The sequence below is a fragment of the Hyphobacterium indicum genome, assembly GCF_003129605.1.
GTDB classification, from domain to species: Bacteria; Pseudomonadota; Alphaproteobacteria; order Caulobacterales; family Maricaulaceae; genus Hyphobacterium; species Hyphobacterium indicum.
This window is the reverse complement of the sequence record NZ_QBDX01000004.1, coordinates 343,418-356,689: the sequence shown is the minus strand read 5'-3', so window position 1 is coordinate 356,689 and position 13,272 is coordinate 343,418. Positions and strand designations below refer to the sequence as shown.

The window sequence follows — 13,272 nt, the reverse complement described above, 5'->3', positions numbered from 1 at the left end:
GAGCCTGCCATGGATCTGATGCCTGAAGCCAGTTCGGCCCCGCCGGCGGTCCGGCGCCGCTATTTCTGGCGCAGCCTGACCCTGAGCCTGGTATTCCTTGCCACCTATCTCGGCTCGGCGGTGGCGGTGACAATGGGTGGCTCGCAAGTCCTTGTTGCCGGGCTGACTCTGGCCGCTTTTGTCTGTGTGATCCTGCTCGGCTACGAGTTCGTAACGCTCATCCGGACGCTCGATGAGTTGCAGCAGATGATCCAGATCCGGGCGATGGCAATCGGGTTTGCATCCGTATTGATCGTGATGACCGCGCTGGGCCTGTTGTCGGAGCTTTTTGCAGAAGGCGCTCTGGATGGCGTGCTGTCGCTTGCCGCCGCGATATCGATGCCCGCCGGCCTGCTCGCCTATGTCGTAGCGGTCCACATAGTGAAGCGGCGCTACGAATGAAGAACCGGGTAAGGGAGCTTCGCGCCGTTCACGGCTGGAGCCAGCAGGCGCTGGGGGACAGGCTGAACGTGTCGCGCCAGACCATCATCTCGATCGAAAACGGGAAGTATGATCCCTCCCTGCCGCTGGCCTTCAGGATGGCGCGCCTGTTCGAACTGCCGATCGAGCAGATTTTCGATGACGAAGCCTAATCCAGCGTGCGGCGATAGCGCGTCAGGGCGAGGGTGGCGATCACGGCGAAGGTGATCATCAGCGGCCAGAGGCTGGGCCAGACATCGGCCATATCCGCGCCCTTGAGCATGATGGACCGGACGGCGCGGATGAAGTGGGTTGTCGGGATCATCTCGCCCAGAAAGCGCGCCCAGCCGGGCATGCCGGCGAAGGGGAACATGAAGCCGGACAGCAATATCGAGGGCAGGAAGACGAAAAAGGTCATCTGCATGGCCTGCATCTGGGTGCGGGCGAGCGTTGAAAACAGGAAGCCCAGCGAGAGATTGACCAGGATGAAGAGGGCCACGGCGATGATGAAGGCGCCGGCCCCGCCCAGAAAGGGCACGCCAAACAGATAGCGCGCCGCCAGCAGCATGAGGATGACCTGCATCGCCCCGACCAGCACATAGGGCGCGATCTTGCCGGCCATCACTTCCAGCGGCCGCGTCGGCGTGGCGAGCAGGGTTTCCAGCGTGCCGCGCTCGGCCTCCTTGGTCAGCGCCATCGAGGTCATCATCGCCATCGTCATGGTCAGGATGATGCCGAGCAGGCCGGGCACGATATTCATCGCGGTTTCGCCCGCCGGATTATAGCGCCGGTGGATGACGGGCGTCGCGGCCGCCGCCGCGCCGCTGCCGTATTCCGCCGTGGCACTGGCGACGATTTGCGGAAAGGCGCCGGCGCCGGCCCCGGCCGCGACAGGATCGGAGGCATCCACATCCAGCAATATGTCCGGCTGTTCGCCGCGTAAAAGATCCCGTTCGAAGTTTGGCGGCACAACGAGGATGAAGGTTGTCTCATTGGTGCGCAGCGCATCGTCGGTCTCACCGGGAGCGATCATGCCCTGAATGTCGAAATAGGCAGAGGTTTCCATGCCCTGAATAATGGCGCGCACGGCGGGACCATCATCGCCCAGTTCCACCAGAGTCGGCAGATGGCGCGGGTCGGTATTGATGGCGTAGCCAAAGAGCAGGAGCTGGACCAGGGGAATGCCGATCATCATGGCAAAGGTCAGACGGTCTCGCCGCATCTGGATGAATTCCTTCATCAGAACGGCCAGCACGCGGGAGAGGGAGGCCATCATGAGAAATTGTCCTCCGCGCCGGTCATCAGATAGATGAAGGCTTCCTCCAGCCCGGTCTTTGCCTCGCTGACCGTCAGACCCTCGCGGCCCTCGAATTGTCTGACGGCGCGTTCCAGCTTGTCGGCATCCTTGCCGGAGACATGCATGGCCGAGCCGAAGCGGGCGATCTGATCGACGCCGTCAGCCTTTTCCAGCGCGTCCTGTACCGGCTGCAGCCCCTTGCCCTCGATCCGCCAGGTGTGCAGCCCGACCCGGGCAGCGATTTCGTCGGACGGGGCATCGATCAGCTTCCGCCCATAGGCGATATAGGCGATGAAATCGCACTGCACGGCCTCGTCCATGTAATGGGTGGAAACAAGCACGGTGACCCCGGCCCGGGAGAGTTTGCGGATGCGGTCCCAGAAATCGCGCCGCGCTTTCGGATCAACGCCGGCCGTGGGTTCGTCCAGCAGCAGGAGGCCGGGCGAATGCAGGGACGCGGCGGCCAGCGCCAGTCTTTGCTTCCAGCCGCCGGAGAGCGTATCGGCCATCTGGCGGGCGCGCGGTGTCAGATTGTATTCTTCCAGTGCGGCGTCCACGACGGATCGTGTATCCGGCAAGGCATGAAGCCGCGCCATGAAGTCGAGATTCTCGCGCACGGTGAGATCACCATAGAGCGAGAATTTCTGCGTCATGTAGCCGACGCGGGATTTGATCTCGCGCGGCTGTTTCAGAATGTCATAACCGAGCGCCTGACCGGTTCCGGAATCGGGTTTCAAAAGCCCGCACATCATGCGGATCGTGGTGGTCTTGCCGGAGCCGTTCGGCCCCAGGAAACCGTAGATCGCGCCTTTCGGCACCGCCATGGAGAAGTCATCGACCACGGTCTTGCTGCCAAAGCGTTTGGTCAGGCCTTCGACTTCAATGGCGATCCCGGTCATGACGGCTTATCCGGGCTGAAAGGTCAGCGGCGTGCCGGGCGGTGGCGGCGGGCCCTGGAAATCCGCCTCGGCGCGGAAGACCAGGCGGCCGCGCTGGTCTTCGGAATAGATGACCGGCGGGGTGAAGGCGGGCTGCGGATCGATCCGGCGCAGCGTGGCGGTCAGACCGCCGGGACAGGAGGAACAGGCAACGGTCAACGTATCGCCGATCGACCAGGTCCCGATTGTGGCTTCCGGCAGAAAGACCACCGCATGGACCGCGCCGTCCGGCAGGAAACGCAGGACAGGCTGTGCCGGTCCGGCCATCTCGCCGGGATAGCGGATCTGGCGCTCGATCAGACCGTCGGCAGGGGCGGTGACAGAGCGGCGGCTGATCATTTCGCGCAAGCGGTGGTGCTCGGCCTCGGCGGCGGCGATCTCGGCCGTCAGGGCGCGCAGCTGGTTCTCGCGTGCGGGCAGGGCGGTCAGCGTCAGGCGCTGGCGCAATTCGGCGACGCGGGCATTGGCAGCGGCGGATGCGGCTTCTGCTTCATCGAGCCGCGCCCGGGGGATGATGCCCCGGGCAAAGAGATCGCGCTGACGGTCCAGAGTTTCGGAGGCTTCCCGCTGGGTGGCGCGGGCTGCATTGAGCTGGTCGCGGGCGGCAGCGATTTCCGGTTCGCGCCCGCCGGCTGCGGCATCGTCAAAACGGGCGGAGGCGGCCTCGATCCGGGCCTGTGCCGCGGCGAGCTGCTGGGCCTCCTGCGCGCTGTCGAGTTCGAACAGCAGGGTGCCGGCGCTGGCCCATTCGCCGTCGGCGGCGTGGAGGGTGGCAATGCGTCCGGCGGTTTCCGGCGCGATCAGCAGATAATCGCCTTCGGCATAGCCGAGATAATGCGGATCAGGATCCGGCGCGCAGGCGGCCAGCGCCAGGGGCAGAAGCAGGAGGAGATTACGCATGGGCGTCTCCGCGCGGTTTCAGGCCATTGAGGACAATGTCGGCAATGGCATCCGCCATGTCAGCGGGGTTGAATTCGGGATCATCGGGCAGGCGGAAGACTGTTGACAGCATCATGTGGGCAAGGGCCGGCCCCATGAGGGCGCGCATGGCGGCGTCTTCGGAAACCTCGCGGAACTGGCCGTTTTGCGTGCCGGTGCGGACCAGATGGCCGATGGCCATGCGGCCGACATCGATCACGCGGCGGCGGTAGAATTCCGCGAGCTCGGGAAACCGGCCGGCTTCGGCCATGACCAGGCGCGGCGCGGCGGAGATGTCCGGATCCGACAGGGCGGTGAGCGCCATTTTCAATATGGCGCGGCAGGCTTTTTCCGGATCATGGGCGGCGCCCATCAGCGACAGGGCCGAGGCGGCATTGGCGATCTGCCCGGCCGATTGCTCGACCAGTGCTTTCAGCATCGCGTCCTTGGAGTCGAAATAGAGATAGACGGCGCCCTTGGAGAGGCCGGCGCGTCTGGCGATGTCCTCGACCCGGGCAGCGGCAAAGCCCTTTTCGGTGAAGACATCCAGCGCGGCCGAGAGGATCTCGTCCGGGCGCTCTTCCGGGCGGCGGCGGGCGGTGCGGGATTTGGCAGCGGTCTTCATGCCGACGCTTATAACTGACCGGTCAGTCAGTTGCAATGGGCAGTGCAGGGATGCGGGGAATAAAGGGGTGAGGGGGGCTGGGAAAGCGGGAGGAGGGGGTGGAAGCTAGATGAGACAGGAGTGGGAGGGGATGGGAGTGAGGTATGTGGGACGGGAGCGGGATAGGGTGGGAGCGGGGTATGTGCGCGTGGGCGTTCGTGCTTTTTCCTCCCCTGTTTACGGGGGAGGTGCCGAGCGAATGCGAGGCGGAGGGAGCCGGATGGCGAGACGTGAGGGGCGGTTGTGGTGGGGCGTGACACTGTGGGAAGGCAAATCAACCCCTCACCCTCGAAAGCCGTCCATAATGATGGCCGCCTTTCTCTACCCTCTCCCCTTTTGAAAGGGGAGAGGGAAAGGCTGCGGAATCGCGAAGCGAAGAGCAGGCCGGGTGAGGGGTTGCCTGAACCCGCTCGGCATCCGCCCCGGACCGCGCTAGCATCGCCGGCAAACCGGGAGACCGCCATGTTCGAGACCTATTACACCGCCCTTCACATTCTCATCGCACCGGCCTGGCTGTTGCTGGCCATCGCGCCCGGCTGGATCTGGACCCGGCGGATCGTGCATGCCGCTTTCTATCCGCTCATTCTGGCGGCGATCTATCTGGCGTTTCTGTCGGCCGGGATCTTCTTCGGCCAGGCCGATCCGGAGGCGGGGATGTCCTCGCTGGCGGGCGTGCTAGCGCTGTTCTCGCACCCCGTTGGCGTGCTCACCGGCTGGACGCATTATCTCGTCTTCGATCTCTTCGTCGGGGCATGGATCGCCCGTGATGCGCTGCGCGTGGGACTCAATAAATGGATCGTCCTGCCGACGCTGGTCTTCACCCTGATGTTCGGGCCCATCGGTCTGGCGATCTATCTCCTCATTCGCAGATTTTCCGGCAAGGGTGGCTGGTCGCTGGTGGAGGTGCGCCGGCCCACCATTGACGAAAACCCGCGCGGGGCCTAGTTGCCGGGGCCGCAAGCCTTGTCCGTGAACCGCAGTCACAGAAAGCCTGATCCCATGTCCCTGTCCCAAGCCGCCGCCAACGCCAAAGCCTGGCCGTTCGAGCTCGCGCGGGAGATTCTCAAACGGGTCGAGAAATCCGGCAAGGACGAGGTGATTTTCGAGACCGGCTATGGCCCGTCCGGCCTGCCGCATATGGGCACGTTCGGCGAGGTGGCGCGCACCTCCATGGTGCGCCATGCCTTCCGCGTGCTGACCGATGATAAAATCAAGACCCGGCTGATCTGCTTTTCCGACGATATGGACGGGATGCGCAAAGTGCCGTCAAACGTGCCGCAACAGGAATTGCTGCAGCAATATCTGCAAAAGCCGCTGACCGATGTGCCCGACCCGTTCGGCACGCATGAGGGCTTTGCCCAGCACAATAATGCGCGCCTGCAGGCCTTCCTCGACGGGTTCGGGTTCGAATACGAATTCCTGTCGGCGACCGAGCAATACCGCTCCGGTGCGTTTGACGCGGTGCTCCTGCGGGCGCTGGAAAGATACGACGACATCATGAAGGTGATGCTGCCGACTCTGGGGGCGGAGCGGCAGGCGACCTATTCGCCGTTCTTGCCGATCTCGCCGAAGACCGGCCATGTCCTCTATGTGCCGATGAAGGCGACGAACCCAACCGAGGGCACGATCACCTATACCGACGAGGATGGCGAGGATGTCACCCTGCCGGTCACGGGCGGCAATGTGAAACTGCAATGGAAGCCGGATTTCGGCATGCGCTGGGCGGCGCTGGGCGTGGATTTCGAGATGTTCGGCAAGGACCATCAGACCAATGCGCCGATCTATTCGCGCATCTGCCGCATCCTCGGCGTCGAGCCGCCGGTGCAATATGTCTACGAGCTGTTCCTGGACGAGCAGGGCGAGAAGATTTCCAAGTCCAAGGGCAATGGCCTGTCGGTCGAGGAATGGCTGCGCTATGGCACACCGGAAAGCCTGTCGCTCTACAATTTCGTCAAGCCGCGCACCGCCAAGCGGCTCTATTTCGATGTCATCCCGAAAGCGGTGGACGAGTATTATCAGCACCTCGCCGCCTACGGGGCGCAGGACGGGACGCAGAAGCTGGAAAATCCGGTCTGGCACATTCATGACGGCCAGCCGCCCGAACACGACATGCCGGTCAGTTTTGCGATGCTGCTCAATCTCGCCTCCGTCGCCGGCGCGCGGGACAAGACGGCGCTGTGGGGCTTTCTCTCGCGCTACGCGCCCGGCGCCACGCCGAAAACCGATCCGGCGCTGGATGCGCTGGCCGAGCGCGCGGTGGCCTATTACGAAGACTTTGTGGCACCGGCCAGAGTCTATCGCGAGGCATCGGATATCGAACGCGCGGCGATGCTCGACCTGATCGCGCGCCTGAAGGCGCTGGACCCGGCGGAAAAGGACCCCGAGACCATCCAGAACGAGGTCTATGCCGCAGGCAAGGCGCAGCCGTTTGATAATCTACGCGACTGGTTCAAGGGGCTGTATGAAGTCCTGCTGGGCCAGAGCCAGGGGCCGCGCTTTGGCGGCTTTGTCGCGGTCTACGGCATTCCGGAAACCATCGCGTTGATCGAACGGGGACTGGCGGGCGAGCTGGTGAAGTCTGGCAGCTAGCAGCCGAGCTCTATGACGCGATCAGCGTAGGCGCTGCCGGCTGTTTTTGTCAGCAGACGCCGGTCGGCGGTGACCAGCTGTGTGTCTGCGGCCTCGGCGGCGGCGATGTAGAAAGCGTCATAGGCCGGGTGATCGAGTTCGGTGGCGATGGCCAGGGCGCGGGCGGCGAGTGCTGCATCGTTGAAAGCAAGGCTGATGGGTGCCAACGCATTGCGCCGGATAGCGTCCGCCGTTTCGATGCCGACATGGTTCTGCCTGACCATGAGGCGGCAGGCATTCGTCACTTCATGGACCAGCAAGGTCGGCGCGATCAGCTCATATGGCTTTGACAGCAGGTCCAGTGCGGCCGGGTTGAGCGTCGATGGTACCGCCCAAGCTAGCGCGACATTGGCGTCGATGACGCGCATCAATGCTGATCTTTCGCCTCGGAGACCAGCGCGGCCAGGTCGATGTCCGGAAGGTTGGCGTGCGCGGCCAGCCCGGCTTTCGCGCGGCGTACGCGCAGGGCGGGACTGGCGGCATCGAGGGCATGCCGCAGGAGCCGTGCGGCAGTTTGCGCAGGTGTCTCTCCGGTGGCATCGGCCAGATCCTTCAGACATTGCCGCTGATCGGCGTGGAGTGGCACGAGCAAGCCGGCCTCATAGTCCGCAGTGCTGTCCTCGGCGACCATCGTGGTCGGCAGTTTCACTTCAACCTTTCGGAAGGTCAGCGTCCGGCCGGCCATATCGACGTTGCTCGATTTCCACCCGGCCTTCAGCCAAGCCTTGGTCATAACACTGTTGGTCGGATTATTGCTCCACCATGCCCGATACCGATAGGCGCTGTCGGGCAGTCGCGCGCCAATGATCGACTCGATATCGCTGAAGGAAACCTGCCATTGCGTGCTTTTCTGGCTGTTCAAGGCGGCGGTCAAGGCGTCGTATTTCGACATTTTCGTCTCCCTTTTGGCAGATTCCAATATAAACAGTGTATATATAGTAACTATTTTATGTCAACCGGTTCTGAAGCTTGACCCGTTCCTTCCAGCGCCCGGCCGTCATGGGTATGTCAGTTAAATTTGACATCAAGTCCGCGATATCTTACATCCGGAAATGTCAAAAATAACTAACACAAGGTCCATGAGGTTTGACATGAGTTTTCACGAAAAGAGCAATGCGCTGATGCTGGGCGCCATCGTGCTGGTTTACGGGGTCTATTTCGCACTGGTGCTGGGCGCACCCTTGCTGTCGGGTGCGGGCTACAATACGGAAATCGGCCTGCCGATATCCAACGTACTGATGATCGGTACCGTGATCGCTCTGGTCGCGATTGCGATTTTCGGCCACATCGTAATCGCTTTGTTGAACCACAAGGAGGCGGGCAGCGAAGATGAGCGTGACAAGCTGATCGAGATGCGCGGCGATCAGCGTGGCGGCCTTGTGCTCGGGTTTTTTGCGGTTGGTGCGATGGGGCTGGCCATGATCGCGACGTCGCATTTCTGGATCGTCAACACGATTCTGGGGGGGCTGGTGGCGGCCGAAATCGTCAAGGCCGTTTCCAAGCTGATCGATTACCGGCGGGGAGTGTAGACATGAGTTTCAGAGAGAAAAGCACCTGGGTACTTCTGGCGGTGACGATCATCGTCTATGGCTGGTATTTCGCGACAACGCTGGGCGAGGCGCTGGGCGCCGGCGTGCCGCCTGTTGCCGACAATGTCCGCCTGTTCGGGGCGGTTGTGATCATGGTCGGGCTGACCATTGTCGCGCATATCATGATCGCCATCCTGTCCCCGAAGGAGGCCGATACCGCCGATGAGCGCGACCGGCTGATCGAGCTGCGCGGCGATCAGCGCGGCGGCTTCGTCATGACGGTGGCCCTGTTCTCGACGCTGGGTCTGGCCCTGGCCGGGGCCTCGGTGTTCTGGATCGCCCATGGCGCGCTGGCGGGACTGGTGGTCTCGGAGCTGGTGAAAGCCGTCACCAAGCTGGTCGACTACCGGAGGGGGGTGTGAGCATGGGCAAGCCCACCCGCATCACCAACCGCTTGCGCGAATTGCGCTTTCATTCGCAGGAGATGACACAGGCGGAACTGGCGGCGAAAGTCGGCGTGACGCGCCAGACCATCATCGCCATCGAGCAGGGGAAATATTCCCCGTCTCTGGAGGTCGCCTTCCAGATAGCGCGCGTGTTCGGCGTGCCGCTGGAAGAGGCATTCCAGTATCCGGCAGACTGACGGTCCGGCGGCTCAGGCCGCCGGCCGGTAGGCGCCGAAATGATCGTGGATCATGCGCCGCAGGCGCGGATCGGCATCATTCACCGCATGGCGGTTGGGGAAGGCCGGAGCCGCGCGCAATGTCTCGATCGGCACGTTCAGCACGCAACGGTCATAGGCGGTATCCAGAGTGAGGGCTTCCCACGGCACGGCGTAGAGCTGTTCGCCGAGCTCGCTGGGCTCGTCCAGCAGGATGGTGGCATGCAGGACGCGGCCGGTGGTGACACCGACGATCACATCATCCAGCGTGCCCAGCCTGCGGCCGGAGGGGCTGACTACAGAAATCCCGTGAAGGGCTGTGGCGGAGGAAATGCGGGGGAGAATGGACATGGCCTCGCTCCTTTTCATGAAGAGGCATCATCATCGACCGCGCCCGGACCCGCCGCTTCGCGATTTGGGCCCGGATGCAAGTCTCTATCGCCGGTGATTCGGCGACTTTTCAGTGACATGACTATGTCGGGAATGTGACGATGCGGGCCCGGCGCCAGCGGCTTACTGGCTGGCCCAGACGATGCGGGCCATCCAGGCGATGCCGGAGGAGTCCAGTGTCCGGCCCGGATAGTCCGGATTGAGCGACAGCAATTCGACCCCGTCTCCGGAAATCCGTGCGATTTCCTTGGCCATGACCTCGCCATCGACGGTGCGCACCACGACGCGGTCGCCCTTGCGCGGGGTTTCCCCGGGCGCGACGACGACACGGTCGCCGGCGCGATAGACCGGCAGCATGGAATCGCCTGAAATTTCCAGCGCATAGGCATGGGCATCCTCGATGCCGGGAAAAATGACGTCTTCCCAGCCCTGACCGACCGGAAATCCGGCATCATCGAAATAGCCGGCATCACCCGCCTGCGCGAAACCGATCAGCGGGACGGAACGGGTCTGCGCCGTGCCCGAGGCGAGCCCCGCAAACTCTCCGAAATCGACGCGCACCGCGGCCAGCGCCTTGGCGATGCTCTCGGTCGAGGGCCAGCGCGGGCGTGTGCCATCGGCGCTCTGCCGCTTGGAGATGTTGAAGGTGGTCGGATCCAGGCCCGCCCGTTTGGCGAGACCGGAGGGTGACAGCCCGGCGCGGGCCGCCAGAAGGTCGACCCCCTTCCAGATTTGATTATGGGTGAGCATGGTGTTTATTCCGCTCAAGCTGAGTCGCTCCTTACTACAGGAATATATTCCTTGACCACAACCAGAGATAGAATAGCAGAAGGAATGATTTCCGCAACCGCCGCAATTCCGGGGATTCGCGCATGACAAACGTGATCTACAAGCTGGTCGATCCACGCATCTGGGCCGAGGCCATGACGGCCGGCGTGTTCAAGGGCGTCGGCGTGGATGTCGAGGACGGCTATATCCATCTCTCCACCGCCGCCCAATTACCGGGGACGCTGGAAAAATGGTTCACCGGTTTCGAACGTCTCGCCCTGATCGAGGTGGATGCGGACCATTTCGGGCCGGAGCTGAAATGGGAAAAGGCGAGAGGCGGCGAGCTCTTCCCGCATCTCTATGACGAATTGCCGATGATTGCCGTGCGTACAGTGCGGCTGTTGCGCAAGGGCGATGAGGGCGGCTGGATGCTGCCGGATGATCTCTCGACATGAGCGGGATCGCCAAATTCGGCACGAAAGCCCTGCACGCCTTTCCGCCGGAAATGGCGCATGGCCTCAGCCTGAAAGCGCTGAAGGCCGGGCTGGTGCCGGTGCCGCCGCTGGTGCCCGATCCGGTCCTGCACACGACACTCGCCGGGCTCGCCCTGCCCAATCCGGTCGGGCTGGCGGCGGGCTATGACAAGAATGGCGAGGTCATTGATCCGCTGCTGCGGCTGGGCTTCGGCTTTGTCGAATGCGGCGCCGTCACACCGCGCCCGCAGGCCGGTAATCCGAAACCGCGCGTCTTTCGCCTCAGCGCGGATCGGGCCGTGATCAACCGCATGGGGTTCAACAATGCCGGGCTGGTGGCGCTGAAGGCGCGGCTCTCCGCGCGTCTGGGCCGGCCGGGCATTGTCGGCGTCAATCTCGGGGCCAACAAGGATTCAGATGACCGCGCCGCAGATTATGTCACCTCGCTGACGGCGCTGGAGGGGCTGGCGGATTTCTTCACCGTCAATATTTCCTCGCCCAATACGCCGGGCCTGCGGGCGCTGCAGTCAAAGGCGGCGCTGGACGATCTTCTGGCGCGGGTGATGACGGCGAAAGCCGCGGCGCCGGTTTTCCTGAAGGTCGCGCCGGATCTGAAGGAGGAGGATCTCGCCGATATCGCCGCCAGTGTGATCGAGCACAGGCTCGATGCACTGATTGTCTCCAACACCACGATCGAGCGCCCCGAAAGCCTGATCTCGCCGGACCGGGCGGAAGGCGGCGGCCTGTCCGGGCGGCCGCTGTTTGAACGCTCGGCGGCACTGCTCAGGGCGTTCGCGCAGACGCTGGGCGGCAAGGTGCCGCTGGTCGGTGTCGGCGGGATCGAGGATGCGGAGACCGCCTATGCCAAGATCCGCGCCGGCGCGACGGCGGTGCAGCTCTACTCGGCGCTGGTCTATAAGGGGCCGGGCCTTGTGGCAGAGATCAATCGCGGCCTCGCAGAGCGCTTGAAAGCGGATGGCTTTGCGAGTGTCAGTGCGGCGGTGGGGAGCGAGCTCTGACCTTGTTTCCCCTCCCCTTGATGGGGCGGGAAGACGGCGCAGCCGTCAGGGTGGGGTGATATCAGGATGCCCCCCACCCCTACCCCTCCCCACGGCGGGGGAGGGGAAAGGCAGATGGCTCGGACCAGTTTGGGCTACCCCACCAACCGCTTCTCCAGCCGGGGATATTGCACCGCGAGCGTGCCGGCGCGGGCGAGGTAATAGACCAGGAAGGCCATCCACACCCCGTCATTGGCGTAGAGGGGGGACAGCACGAAATCCGCGGCCAGATAGATCAGCACCGAGGCGATGGCGGAATTGCGCAGCATGGCGCCGCGCGTTGCGCCGATGAAAATGCCGTCGAATATCCACGCCATTGCCCCCAGCAGCGGGACGATAGCGCAATACGGCAGATAGCGGATGGCTTCGCGGCGGGCATCCTCATCGCCGATGACAAGGGCGAGGGCTTCATCGCCCCAGGCCCAGGTCAGCACGGCGAACACCGCTCCGGCCGCCAGCGCCTGTTCCGCGGTCAGGATCAGCGCCCGGCGCAGCGTGGCAACCGATTTGCGGCCCACCGCGCGCCCGGCCTCGGTTTCCGAGACATAGGCGAAGGCATCAAGCACGAAGGCCCAGACGGTGATGACCTGTAAAAGCACGTGATTGCCGGCCAGAATGGCTGCGCCCTGCCGCGCTCCGGCATTGGCGAACCAGGTAAAGCCGATGATCATCGCCCAGGTGCGGATCATCAGGTTGAGATTGACATCGACCAACTTCTTCAGCGCCACGGGTTCGAGCAGGGCGGCGCGTCGGAAAATGCCGTCCTGCCAGCCGCCGCGTCTGGCGATGACCCGGGCGACAAAGTACAGGCCCACGATCAGCCCGCACCATTCGGCAATCGCGGTTGCCGCGCCGACACCGCCCGCGGCATAGCCCAGCCCCATGACGAACCAGAGATCGAGGACGATATTCACCACGCTGATGACGCCATGCACGATCAGGGTCTCGGTCGAGCGCCCCAGCCCGATCAGCCAGCCGGTGAGGGCAAAGACACCGAAGGCGCCCAGAGCGCCCCAGCTGCGGGCGAAGAAGTAATGCGCGCCATTGGCCTCCACGGCTTCGCCGCCCTGCAGGAGGTGAAAGCCGATCGCCGCGATGGGCTGGCGCGCCAGCATGATGAACAGGCCGATGGCCCCGGCCAGCAGGCAGGCGCGTACCAGAGAGCGCTGCACCTCGGTCTCATTGCCCGCCCCGTCCGCCTGCGAGGTGAGGCCGGTCGTGCCCATGCGCAGAAAATAGAAGCTCCAGTAGACGACGCTGAACAGTGCCGCGCCCAGTGCCACGCCGCCCAGATCGGTGGCATCGCCGGCAATGCCGAGCACGAAGGTGTCGACCACACCGGCCAGCGGTATGGCGGCATTGGCGAAAACCAGCGGCCAGGCGCGCAGCAGCACGTCCTTGCGGGTAAGGGCGACAGGATCCATGCGCGCCCGATATCCGCATACGGGGTGGGACGCAATGACAAGTCACCTATATGCTGCCCCTGACG

The 13,272-nt window shown here is 63.7% G+C and carries 18 protein-coding genes; 9 read left to right on the top strand and 9 right to left on the bottom strand.

Annotated elements, in window-relative coordinates:
- Positions 1-9 precede the first annotated feature (9 nt).
- The gene (locus tag DBR16_RS09765; protein ID WP_109261073.1) at positions 10-441 is read left to right on the top strand and encodes a hypothetical protein; all 432 of its coding nucleotides are present in this window, start codon (positions 10-12) and stop codon (positions 439-441) included.
- Positions 438-632, top strand: coding sequence for a helix-turn-helix transcriptional regulator (locus DBR16_RS09760; RefSeq protein WP_109261072.1), 195 nt, complete (start codon positions 438-440; stop codon positions 630-632). The genes DBR16_RS09765 and DBR16_RS09760 overlap by 4 nt, the downstream gene beginning before the upstream one ends.
- Here the strand turns inward: DBR16_RS09760 and DBR16_RS09755 are convergent.
- From DBR16_RS09755 to DBR16_RS09740, 4 genes are read right to left on the bottom strand one after another with little or no spacing between them, the layout of a single operon-like run.
- Positions 629-1,735 (bottom strand): ABC transporter permease, encoded by a 1,107-nt coding sequence (locus DBR16_RS09755; RefSeq protein WP_233347728.1) that lies wholly within the window; start codon positions 1,733-1,735, stop codon positions 629-631. The genes DBR16_RS09760 and DBR16_RS09755 overlap by 4 nt on opposite strands.
- Entirely contained in the window at positions 1,732-2,655 is a 924-nt protein-coding gene (locus DBR16_RS09750) for an ABC transporter ATP-binding protein (RefSeq protein WP_109261071.1), read from the bottom strand. Before DBR16_RS09750 ends, DBR16_RS09755 begins: the two co-directional genes overlap by 4 nt.
- A 6-nt stretch (positions 2,656-2,661) precedes the next feature.
- On the bottom strand, positions 2,662-3,594 hold the full coding sequence (locus tag DBR16_RS09745; protein WP_109261070.1) for an HlyD family secretion protein: 933 nt from the start codon (positions 3,592-3,594) through the stop codon (positions 2,662-2,664).
- A complete protein-coding gene (locus DBR16_RS09740; RefSeq protein ID WP_109261069.1) occupies positions 3,587-4,237 on the bottom strand; it encodes a TetR/AcrR family transcriptional regulator in 651 nt (216 codons plus the stop codon). Before DBR16_RS09740 ends, DBR16_RS09745 begins: the two co-directional genes overlap by 8 nt.
- Positions 4,238-4,738: 501 nt before the next feature.
- Here DBR16_RS09740 and DBR16_RS09735 point away from each other — a divergent pair.
- Complete coding sequence (locus DBR16_RS09735) at positions 4,739-5,221, top strand: ABA4-like family protein (protein ID WP_109261068.1); 483 nt, start codon at positions 4,739-4,741, stop codon at positions 5,219-5,221.
- 54 nt (positions 5,222-5,275) lie between these two features.
- Positions 5,276-6,865, top strand: a complete 1,590-nt coding sequence (locus DBR16_RS09730) for a lysine--tRNA ligase (RefSeq protein WP_109261067.1) — start codon at positions 5,276-5,278, stop codon at positions 6,863-6,865.
- On the opposite strand, the gene DBR16_RS09725 is transcribed toward DBR16_RS09730, so the two are convergent.
- Together DBR16_RS09725 and DBR16_RS14010 are read right to left on the bottom strand one after the other, a co-directional pair.
- The gene (locus tag DBR16_RS09725; RefSeq protein WP_161539469.1) at positions 6,862-7,272 is read right to left on the bottom strand and encodes a type II toxin-antitoxin system VapC family toxin; all 411 of its coding nucleotides are present in this window, start codon (positions 7,270-7,272) and stop codon (positions 6,862-6,864) included. The genes DBR16_RS09730 and DBR16_RS09725 overlap by 4 nt on opposite strands.
- Positions 7,272-7,796, bottom strand: a complete 525-nt coding sequence (locus tag DBR16_RS14010) for a DUF7662 domain-containing protein (RefSeq protein ID WP_161539468.1) — start codon at positions 7,794-7,796, stop codon at positions 7,272-7,274. Before DBR16_RS14010 ends, DBR16_RS09725 begins: the two co-directional genes overlap by 1 nt.
- A 199-nt stretch (positions 7,797-7,995) precedes the next feature.
- Here DBR16_RS14010 and DBR16_RS09715 point away from each other — a divergent pair, with 199 nt between their 5' ends.
- The 3 genes from DBR16_RS09715 to DBR16_RS09705 are packed head-to-tail and all read left to right on the top strand — an operon-like array spanning position 7,996 to position 9,076.
- A complete protein-coding gene (locus tag DBR16_RS09715) occupies positions 7,996-8,433 on the top strand; it encodes a hypothetical protein (protein ID WP_125184546.1) in 438 nt (145 codons plus the stop codon).
- A 2-nt stretch (positions 8,434-8,435) separates the two neighbouring features.
- Positions 8,436-8,855 carry a hypothetical protein gene (locus DBR16_RS09710; RefSeq protein WP_109261063.1) on the top strand — a complete coding sequence of 140 codons (420 nt, stop codon included), beginning with the start codon at positions 8,436-8,438 and terminating at the stop codon, positions 8,853-8,855.
- 2 nt (positions 8,856-8,857) lie between these two features.
- Positions 8,858-9,076, top strand: a complete 219-nt coding sequence (locus tag DBR16_RS09705) for a helix-turn-helix transcriptional regulator (protein ID WP_109261062.1) — start codon at positions 8,858-8,860, stop codon at positions 9,074-9,076.
- 12 nt (positions 9,077-9,088) lie between these two features.
- Here DBR16_RS09705 and DBR16_RS09700 read toward each other — a convergent pair whose 3' ends face one another.
- Both DBR16_RS09700 and DBR16_RS09695 read right to left on the bottom strand, forming a co-directional pair.
- On the bottom strand, positions 9,089-9,445 hold the full coding sequence (locus DBR16_RS09700) for a PRC-barrel domain-containing protein (protein ID WP_161539467.1): 357 nt from the start codon (positions 9,443-9,445) through the stop codon (positions 9,089-9,091).
- Between the two features lie 162 nt (positions 9,446-9,607).
- Positions 9,608-10,234, bottom strand: coding sequence for a S24 family peptidase (locus DBR16_RS09695; RefSeq protein ID WP_109261060.1), 627 nt, complete (start codon positions 10,232-10,234; stop codon positions 9,608-9,610).
- 122 nt (positions 10,235-10,356) lie between these two features.
- Between DBR16_RS09695 and DBR16_RS09690 the strand changes: the two genes are divergently transcribed.
- Entirely contained in the window at positions 10,357-10,707 is a 351-nt protein-coding gene (locus DBR16_RS09690; RefSeq protein ID WP_109261059.1) for a DUF952 domain-containing protein, read from the top strand.
- Entirely contained in the window at positions 10,704-11,744 is a 1,041-nt protein-coding gene (locus DBR16_RS09685) for a quinone-dependent dihydroorotate dehydrogenase (protein ID WP_109261058.1), read from the top strand. The genes DBR16_RS09690 and DBR16_RS09685 overlap by 4 nt, the downstream gene beginning before the upstream one ends.
- Before the next feature lie 134 nt (positions 11,745-11,878).
- On the opposite strand, the gene DBR16_RS09680 is transcribed toward DBR16_RS09685, so the two are convergent.
- The gene (locus DBR16_RS09680) at positions 11,879-13,207 is read right to left on the bottom strand and encodes an MATE family efflux transporter (RefSeq protein ID WP_109261057.1); all 1,329 of its coding nucleotides are present in this window, start codon (positions 13,205-13,207) and stop codon (positions 11,879-11,881) included.
- Positions 13,208-13,272 lie beyond the last annotated feature (65 nt).

Excerpts from the sequence above, each read along its gene's own strand:
- DBR16_RS09735 (WP_109261068.1), top strand. The coding sequence starts at position 4,739 with ATGTTCGAGACCTATTACACCGCCCTTCACATTCTCATCGCACCGGCC.
- DBR16_RS09750 (WP_109261071.1), bottom strand. The coding sequence starts at position 2,655 with ATGACCGGGATCGCCATTGAAGTCGAAGGCCTGACCAAACGCTTTGGC.
- DBR16_RS09760 (WP_109261072.1), top strand. The coding sequence starts at position 438 with ATGAAGAACCGGGTAAGGGAGCTTCGCGCCGTTCACGGCTGGAGCCAG.
- DBR16_RS14010 (WP_161539468.1), bottom strand. The coding sequence starts at position 7,796 with ATGTCGAAATACGACGCCTTGACCGCCGCCTTGAACAGCCAGAAAAGC.
- DBR16_RS09715 (WP_125184546.1), top strand. The coding sequence starts at position 7,996 with ATGAGTTTTCACGAAAAGAGCAATGCGCTGATGCTGGGCGCCATCGTG.
- DBR16_RS09695 (WP_109261060.1), bottom strand. The coding sequence starts at position 10,234 with ATGCTCACCCATAATCAAATCTGGAAGGGGGTCGACCTTCTGGCGGCC.
- DBR16_RS09710 (WP_109261063.1), top strand. The coding sequence starts at position 8,436 with ATGAGTTTCAGAGAGAAAAGCACCTGGGTACTTCTGGCGGTGACGATC.
- DBR16_RS09680 (WP_109261057.1), bottom strand. The coding sequence starts at position 13,207 with ATGGATCCTGTCGCCCTTACCCGCAAGGACGTGCTGCTGCGCGCCTGG.
- DBR16_RS09690 (WP_109261059.1), top strand. The coding sequence starts at position 10,357 with ATGACAAACGTGATCTACAAGCTGGTCGATCCACGCATCTGGGCCGAG.
- DBR16_RS09740 (WP_109261069.1), bottom strand. The coding sequence starts at position 4,237 with ATGAAGACCGCTGCCAAATCCCGCACCGCCCGCCGCCGCCCGGAAGAG.
- DBR16_RS09725 (WP_161539469.1), bottom strand. The coding sequence starts at position 7,272 with ATGCGCGTCATCGACGCCAATGTCGCGCTAGCTTGGGCGGTACCATCG.
- DBR16_RS09705 (WP_109261062.1), top strand. The coding sequence starts at position 8,858 with ATGGGCAAGCCCACCCGCATCACCAACCGCTTGCGCGAATTGCGCTTT.
- DBR16_RS09745 (WP_109261070.1), bottom strand. The coding sequence starts at position 3,594 with ATGCGTAATCTCCTCCTGCTTCTGCCCCTGGCGCTGGCCGCCTGCGCG.
- DBR16_RS09755 (WP_233347728.1), bottom strand. The coding sequence starts at position 1,735 with ATGATGGCCTCCCTCTCCCGCGTGCTGGCCGTTCTGATGAAGGAATTC.
- DBR16_RS09685 (WP_109261058.1), top strand. The coding sequence starts at position 10,704 with ATGAGCGGGATCGCCAAATTCGGCACGAAAGCCCTGCACGCCTTTCCG.
- DBR16_RS09700 (WP_161539467.1), bottom strand. The coding sequence starts at position 9,445 with ATGTCCATTCTCCCCCGCATTTCCTCCGCCACAGCCCTTCACGGGATT.
- DBR16_RS09730 (WP_109261067.1), top strand. The coding sequence starts at position 5,276 with ATGTCCCTGTCCCAAGCCGCCGCCAACGCCAAAGCCTGGCCGTTCGAG.
- DBR16_RS09765 (WP_109261073.1), top strand. The coding sequence starts at position 10 with ATGGATCTGATGCCTGAAGCCAGTTCGGCCCCGCCGGCGGTCCGGCGC.